Annotated in this window: 6 protein-coding genes and 1 pseudogene; all 7 read right to left on the bottom strand. The window is 64.8% G+C overall.

Going from position 1 to position 7,831, the window contains the following annotated elements:
- A partial coding sequence (locus DBR22_RS24295) for an RNase adapter RapZ (RefSeq protein ID WP_308810176.1) occupies positions 1-371 on the bottom strand: 371 nt, incomplete at its 3' end.
- Between the two features lie 71 nt (positions 372-442).
- On the bottom strand, positions 443-2,449 hold the full coding sequence (uvrC, locus tag DBR22_RS03640; RefSeq protein WP_108597828.1) for an excinuclease ABC subunit UvrC: 2,007 nt from the start codon (positions 2,447-2,449) through the stop codon (positions 443-445).
- Positions 2,450-2,493: 44 nt separating this feature from the next.
- On the bottom strand, positions 2,494-3,162 hold the full coding sequence (locus DBR22_RS03635; protein ID WP_108597827.1) for a lysophospholipid acyltransferase family protein: 669 nt from the start codon (positions 3,160-3,162) through the stop codon (positions 2,494-2,496).
- Complete coding sequence (locus tag DBR22_RS03630) at positions 3,149-3,862, bottom strand: HAD hydrolase-like protein (protein ID WP_108597826.1); 714 nt, start codon at positions 3,860-3,862, stop codon at positions 3,149-3,151. Before DBR22_RS03630 ends, DBR22_RS03635 begins: the two co-directional genes overlap by 14 nt.
- Before the next feature lie 112 nt (positions 3,863-3,974).
- On the bottom strand, positions 3,975-6,902 hold the full coding sequence (gene uvrA / locus DBR22_RS03625; RefSeq protein ID WP_108597825.1) for an excinuclease ABC subunit UvrA: 2,928 nt from the start codon (positions 6,900-6,902) through the stop codon (positions 3,975-3,977).
- 58 nt (positions 6,903-6,960) lie between these two features.
- Positions 6,961-7,341, bottom strand: coding sequence for a GntR family transcriptional regulator (locus DBR22_RS03620; protein ID WP_108597824.1), 381 nt, complete (start codon positions 7,339-7,341; stop codon positions 6,961-6,963).
- Positions 7,338-7,831: pseudogene (locus DBR22_RS03615) on the bottom strand (trans-aconitate 2-methyltransferase); the annotation flags it as partial. The pseudogene DBR22_RS03615 and the gene DBR22_RS03620, both read right to left, overlap by 4 nt.

Here is a 7,831-nt window from a genome sequence, read left to right as displayed (position 1 = left end):
CCCTGCTCGAAGCGGCGGACAAGGACGTCGTCGTTGGCGTCAAGGAACAGTACCCGGAAGGTGACGCCGCTGGCCTCCAGCGCCCCGAGGGCGGCACGGATATCGGCAAACAGCCCTTTGCTGCGCACGTCCATCACGACGGCAAGCCGCGGGATGGACTGCGGGGCATGGGACACGAGCTCAGCGAGGGTCCCGAGCATCTGCGGCGGGAGGTTTTCCACGACGTACCAGCCGTGGTCCTCCAGAGCGTCCGCGGCGGTGCTCCGTCCGGCCCCCGACATTCCGGTGACCACCAGCAGTTCCGCTTCGACGGGCTTAATGGGGGTCATCCCATCCTGCCCCGTCCCGGATTCCGCCGTAGAGTCTGCCATTCGTTCCGCCCCGTTTCATCTGTGGTGAAGCAGGAAACCGCGTCGGCTGAAACCTGCGCTCTTTACCCTACCTAGGTTTCAATGATTTCGCCGGTCGTCATATTTACCGCAGGGACGGTGTCGCCGGCCAATTCCACCGAACTGAAATGGGCCACGATGGCGGCAGCAAGCGAGGGTCCGATGCCCTTGGCGGCTGTGAGCTCCTCCAGGGTGGCCGTCCTGACACCCTTAACCGAGCCAAAATGGGACAGAAGCGCCTTCCGTTTGGACTCCCCCAGCCCCGGCACGCCGTCCAATGCGGAGACTGTCATGGCTTTCCCGCGCTTTTGCCGGTGGAAGGAGATGGCAAACCGGTGTGCTTCGTCGCGGATCCGCTGCAACAGGTAAAGCCCCTGGGACGTCCGGGGCAGGATCACCGGGAAGTCACTGTCCGGGAGCCACACTTCCTCCAGCCGCTTGGCCAGGCCCACCACGTACACATCCTCGATTCCCAGATCGGACAGAGCGCGGGCGGCGGCGTTTACCTGGGGTTTGCCGCCGTCCACCACCACCAGGTTGGGCGGATAAGCGAACTTCGCGCGCGGGGTGGGGGTAGTGGAGTCCAGGACCGCGGCATCGGCCGCTGCCGTGAGGGCGGCCTGGTGCCCGGGCAACCCGGAAGCTTCCACCTGGGCGGTCTTGTCCTGCAGGTAATTCCGAAAGCGCCGCGTCAGGACATCGTGCATGGCGGCTGTGTCGTCTGCGGCGGCAGCGCCGGTCACCGAGAACTTGCGGTAATCCGATTTCTTCGGCAGGCCGTCTTCCACCACCACCATGGATGCCACCACGTTGGTGCCCTGGACGTGGGAGACGTCATAGCACTCGATCCGGAGCAGGGCGACAGGAAGATCCAATGCTTCCTGGAGTTCCTGCAGCGCCTGTGACCGGACCGTCAGGTCACCCGCCCGGCGGGTTTTGTGCAGTTTCAGCGCGTGCTCAGCGTTCTCCCGGACGGTGGACAGCAGGGCGGCTTTGTCGCCGCGCTGCGGAACCCGGATGTCCACTTTGGCACCCCGGATGCCGCCGAGCCACAGCGTTAGTTCCTCTGCGTTGCTCGGCTCCACGGGCACCAGGACTTCACGGGGCAGCCTGCCATGGCTTTCACCGTCCTCGCCGTAGACCTGCTGCAGCAGGTGTTCCACGAGGTCCGGGGTGGTGGCGTCCTCCACCTTTTCAACCACCCAGCCGCGCTGGCCGCGGATCCGTCCGCCGCGGACGTGGAACACCTGGACCGCGGCCTCAAGCTCGTCCTCGTGCAGGGCGAAGACGTCAGCGTCGGTATCCTCGGCAAGCACCACGGCGTTGCGTTCGAAGACCTTCCGGAGCGCGGAGATGTCGTCCCGGAGCCGTGCCGCGCGCTCGTAGTCCAGCTCTGCCACCGCTTCGGCCATCTGCTTTTCAAGCTTTGAGATAAAGCGCTTGGAATCGCCACCCATGAACGCACAGAAGTCCTCGGCGAGGACCCTGTGTTCCTCGGGCGTGACCCGGCCCACGCAGGGTGCGGCGCATTTGTCGATGTAGCCCAGAAGGCACGGCCGGCCGCTCGCCTGCGCCCGTTTGAGGACTCCGGCGCTGCAGCTGCGGACGGGGAAGACGCGCAGGAGCGTGTCCATGGTTTCCCGGATGGCTCCGGCGGTGTAGGGGCCGAAGTAGCGGGTGCCTTTGCGCCGGTCCCCCCGCATGACCTGCACCCGGGGAAGTTTCTCGCTCATTGTCAGGGCCAGGTACGGATAGGTCTTGTCATCCCGGAAGACCACGTTAAAACGTGGTTTGAATTCCTTGATCCAGGTGTATTCGAGCTGGAGGGACTCCAGTTCGCTGCCCACCACCGTCCACTCCACACTGCTCGCCGCGTGGACCATGGCGTACGTTTTGGGGAGCAGGCCCAGCGGATTGGCGAAGTAGGAGTTCAGGCGGGACCGGAGGCTTTTGGCCTTGCCGACATAAATGACCCGGCCATGTGGATCGCGGAACCGGTAAACCCCGGGGTTGGTGGGAATTTCACCCGTTTGGGGCCTGTAAGTTGCTGGATCTGCCACGACTCCAGTCTACTGAGGCAAGCGCGGGCTCCTTGCCACGTGGGCTAATCCGTGATCTTGCTCTGGTTATAGGTGGTGGCGCGTTCCTGGCCGCTGAGTTCTGCAATGGCGTCCATGATGGAGTCCGTCACCTGCCGCCGCGCAGGCAGCGAATGGTCCGGGCCGGTCTTCTCGAAGTACAGCGGCTCCCCCACTTTCATGGTGAAGTGATGGGGCCTGAACCCCTTCTCGCCCGCCGGCTGCAGATTCTCCGTACCGATGAGGCCCACCGGGATCACCGGCGCGCCTGTGGTCAAAGCGAGCCAGCCCACCCCGGTCCGGCCGCGGTACAGGATGCCGTCGCGTGAGCGGGTACCTTCGGGGTAGATACCGATGCCCTTGCCTGACTCCAGGATATCCAGGAGAGTTTTGAGGGCCTGGACACTGGCTGCCTGCTCGCCGCGCTCCACCGGGATGGAACCCACGGACTCAAAGAAGGACTTCATGACCTTGCCTTTGACGCCCCCGGTGGTGAAGTACTCGGCTTTGGCGAAGAAAGCTACCGGCCGCGGCATCAGGGCCTGCACGATGACACTGTCAAAGAAAGAGAGGTGGTTCGGCGCCACGATGAACGGGCCGTCCTTGGGGACATTTTCCAGGCCGATGACGGTGGGACGGCAGGAACCGGCAATCAGTCCCCGGGTGCTCCAGCGGACAGCTTCAAACAGCGCCATCGTTGCGCACCTCACTCATGGCGGACGTGTGGATGGCCTCAAGCCGCTCGATGGCGGCCACCAGGCCGGACGTGGTGTCAACCACGGTGACCGCCCCGGCGTCGACGAGCTCGCCGTCGGGCGCGAATCCCCAGGCCACACCGATGCAGTCCAGTCCGTTGGCGATGGCTCCCGCCACATCCTGGGCGCGATCACCCACCATGACGGCATGCCGGGTGGAAAGGTCTGCCAGGGCTTCGGCGATGATGCTTGCCTTCCCCACGGGACCTTCGGTGGAGGACTCGTTGTCTGCCGAACCCCGGATGGACTGGAACAGGGCGTCGATACCGTGGTGCCGCAGCACGATCTGGGCAAGTCCCTCGGGCTTCTGCGTGGCCACAGCGACAGGCCGTCCGGCCGCCACGAAACCCTCAAGCACATCCTTGATCCCCGGGTACAGCCGGCTTTGGCCGATTCCGGTGGCGAGGTAATACTGGCGGTAACGCCGGATGACGGCGTCGAGCTTAGCCGCAGGGACCATCGCCACGCTCAGGAGTGAGTCGCTCAGCTTGGGGCCGATCATCGCGTCGAGCAGGTCCTGCGGGGGAACCGGGAGCCCCTCGGCGGCGAGGGCGGCCGCGATACCGTCGGTTATTCCGCCTGCCGGGTCGACAAGAGTGCCGTCCAGGTCAAAGATCACGGGCACTGTTGTTTGAGTCACCGGCTTAGTTTCTCACGACACCGCGCATGCCTGAAACACGCATGCCCGCCACGGCATATTTCGGGCAGGTCACCCGCCTGCCGTGACGGAAACCAGCGTGACGGCGGATGGGCTAACCCAGAATCTCTGCGAGGAAGGCCGCTGTGTGGCTCTGCGTTGACTTCGCCACCTGCTCCGGGGTTCCTGTTGCCACGATCTGGCCGCCGCCGGAGCCGCCGTCAGGACCGAGATCCACGATCCAGTCAGCGCTCTTGATGACGTCCAGGTTGTGCTCGATGGTGATCACCGTATTGCCTTTGTCCACCAGACCCTGAAGCACCATGAGCAGCTTGCGGATGTCCTCGAAATGCAGGCCCGTGGTGGGCTCGTCCAGTACGTAGACGCTGCGGCCGTTCGAACGTTTCTGCAGCTCCGCTGCGAGCTTGACGCGCTGCGCCTCTCCGCCGGACAACGTGGTGGCGGGCTGCCCGAGGCGGACGTAGCCGAGGCCCACGTCCACCAGGGTGTTGAGGTGCCGGGCGATCGGCGAGAAAGCCGCGAAAAATTCCGCACCCTCCTCGATCGGCATGTTCAGGACGTCGGCGATGGTCTTGCCCTTGTAGTGCACCTCGAGGGTCTCGCGGTTGTACCGGGCGCCGTGGCAGACCTCGCAGGGAACGTAGACATCGGGCAGGAAGTTCATTTCGATCTTCAGCGTGCCGTCGCCTGAGCAGGACTCGCAGCGCCCGCCCTTGACGTTGAAGGAGAACCGGCCCGGCAGGTAGCCGCGGACTTTCGCCTCGGTGGTCTCGGCGAAGAGTTTCCGGATGTTGTCGAAGACCCCTGTGTAGGTGGCGGGGTTGGAGCGGGGGGTGCGCCCGATGGGGCTCTGGTCCACATGGACCACTTTGTCGAGCTGGTCCAGGCCAAGGATGCTCTTGTGCCGGCCGGCAACCTGCTTGGCGCCGTTGAGCTTGTTGGCCAGCACCTTGTAGAGGATTTCGTTGACCAGCGTGGACTTGCCGGAGCCGCTGACGCCGGTCACTGCGGTGAACAGACCCAGCGGGAAGGCCGCGTCAACGTTCACGAGGTTGTTTTCGCGGGCGCCCACAACCTTCAGCTCGCGCTTCTTGTCGTATTTGCGCCGCTTCTTGGGGACTTCGATCTTCTTGCGGCCGGACAGGTAATCGCCGGTCAGGGATTCCGTGTTCGCCAGGAGCTCCTTGTAGGACCCTGAGTGCACCACCTGTCCGCCGTGCTCGCCTGCGCCGGGTCCGATGTCGACGATCCAGTCGGCCACCTGGATGGTGTCCTCATCGTGCTCGACGACGATGAGGGTGTTCCCCATGTCCCGGAGCCGGGTCAGGGTGTCGATGAGCCGGCGGTTGTCGCGCTGGTGGAGGCCGATGGACGGTTCGTCGAGGACGTAGAGGACGCCCACCAGACCGGAACCGATCTGCGTGGCCAGCCGGATGCGCTGGGCCTCGCCGCCGGACAAAGTGGCCGAGGGGCGTTCGAGGTTCAGGTATTCGAGGCCGACATCGAGCAGGAAGGTCAGCCGGGCCTGGATTTCCTTAAGGACCTGATGGGCGATCTGGGCCTCGCGGCCGGTCAGCACCAGGTTGTTCAGGAAATCAGCGCAGACGCGCATGGGCATCGCCGCGACGTCGGCAATCGACTTGCCGTTGATCAGGACCGACAGCGAGGCAGGGTTCAGACGTGCGCCGTTGCAGGCAGGGCAGGGAATCTGCCGCATGTACTCTTCGTACCGGTCCCGGGCCCATTCGGAGTCCGTTTCACCGTGCTTGCGGTGGACGTACTGGATGGCACCTTCGAAACCGGTGCTGTACTTCCGCTCCCGGCCGAACCGGTTCTTGTACTGGACCACAACTTTGTGGTCCTTCCCGTGCAGGACCGTCTGGCGGACATCGTTGCCCAGTTTCTCCCAGGGAGTGGTCATGGAAAAGCCGAGTTCCTTAGCAAGACCTTCAAGGAGGCGGTTCCAGTACTCGGTGGTTGCTGTGCCCAGCGACCATGGCGCGATGGCACCCTCGGACAGTGACAGCTCAGGATTGGGGATGATCAGTTCCTCATCAACCTCAAGACGTGTTCCGATGCCGCTGCAGGCGGAACAGGCGCCGAAGGGGTTGTTGAAGGAGAAGGAGCGGGGCTCGATCTCATCGATCGCCAGCGGATGCTCATTGGGGCAGGCGAGGTTCTCGGAAAATGCCCGGAGGCGCTCCGGCGCATCGGCGTCGAGGTCCACGAACTCGGCCAGCACGCGGCCCTCCGCGAGGCCCAGGGCGGTCTCGACCGAATCGGTCAGCCGCTGGCTGATGCCCTCCTTGACCACCAGGCGGTCAACCACCACTTCGATGGAGTGCTTGAACTGTTTGCCCAGCTTGGGCGGGTCGCTGAGCTGGATCAGCTCGCCGTCCACGCGGGCACGGGAGTATCCCTTGGCGGTGAGCTCTTTGAAGAGGTCAACGAATTCGCCCTTCCTCCCCCTGACCACGGGTGCCAGGACCTGGAACCGGGTGCCGTCCTCAAGTTCCAGCAGCTGGTCGACGATCTGCTGCGGAGTCTGGCGGGCCACAACTTCGCCGCAGACCGGGCAGTGCGGCCGTCCCACGCGCGCCCAGAGCAGGCGCATGTAATCGTAGATCTCCGTGATGGTGCCCACGGTAGAGCGGGGGTTCTTGCTCGTGGACTTCTGGTCGATGGAGACGGCCGGTGAGAGGCCTTCGATGAAGTCAACGTCGGGCTTGTCGACCTGGCCGAGGAACTGGCGGGCATAGGCGGACAGCGACTCCACATACCGGCGCTGGCCTTCGGCGAAGATGGTGTCGAACGCGAGGGAGGACTTCCCTGATCCGGACAGGCCCGTGAAAACGATCATGGCGTCGCGGGGCAGGTCCAGGTCCACGTTGCGGAGGTTATGTTCCCTTGCCCCCTTGACCACGAGGCGGGAAAGGTCAGGACGGGCAGGCGTGGCGGGGGCCTGGGCAACGGTGACGGGGACGGATTCGACTGCTGTTTCTTCAGCTACGGCTTTAGGCACCCACTAATGCTAATCGAAAACTTCTTCGAATATCCATGCGGGCGCCGCGCTGGGCGCCTCAGTCGGCGTCGTAAGCGGCCGCGAGCAGCTTGACTGCTTCGGCAAAGCCCGCACCCTGAGCCTTCGCCACTGACGCATAGGCATTGGCGGCAAAGGACAGCGCGTCCAGCCGCTCGTCGCGTGCGCAAACGACGGTGCCGTTCCTGCCTTTGGTTTCCACCACCCCGGCCGCTTCAAGCTCCTTGTAGGCCCTGGCGACGGTGTGCGGCGCCACCTCAAGGAGGCCCGCCAGCGTCCGGACAGCCGGCAGCCTGGTCCCGGGCGGCAGGTCACCGTTGTCCGCGAGCCGGATGACATGCAGGCGCAACTGCTCGTAGAGGGCTACCGTGCTGGCCTGGTTGGGCTTCCAGCTCCCAGGGAAGGAAGCGCCCGCGGTCATCGCCGGCCCTTCCGGGCCACGGCGAAGATCCGCCGGAACGGAAAGACCGTCCCATGGTCCGTTGACGGATAGGCTCCCCGCAAAAGGGCGGCATATTCCGTCTCGAAAGCCCGGCCATCGCCGGCGCTGAGGGCAGCCAGGACCGGCCGCAGTGCTGTGCCGCGGACCCACTCCAGGACTGGATCGGGGCCGGAAAGGAGCTGGAGGTACGTCGTCTCCCAGGCGTCCGCGGTGCAGCCCGCGTCCAGCATGATGCGCAGATAGTCAGCAGGCTCCCCCACCGATTCGCCGCCGCGGAGTACTCCGTCCAGCTTGGCGGACCAGGTTGCCGAGCCTGCCAGGTCCCGCATCAGCGCATGGGACGGGGCGTTGAAGTTCCCCGGGACCTGCATGGCGAACCAGGCGCCGGGCTTAAGCGCCCCGAGCCAGCGCGCCATCAGCTCCTGATGGCCAGGCAACCACTGCAGGGCAGCGTTGGTGACAATTACAT

Origin of the sequence: Arthrobacter sp. HMWF013, assembly GCF_003061105.1 — a bacterium.
Lineage (GTDB): Bacteria > Actinomycetota > Actinomycetes > Actinomycetales > Micrococcaceae > Arthrobacter.
The sequence above is the reverse complement of the archived record's forward strand: the minus strand, read 5'-3'. Positions and strand labels throughout refer to the sequence as shown.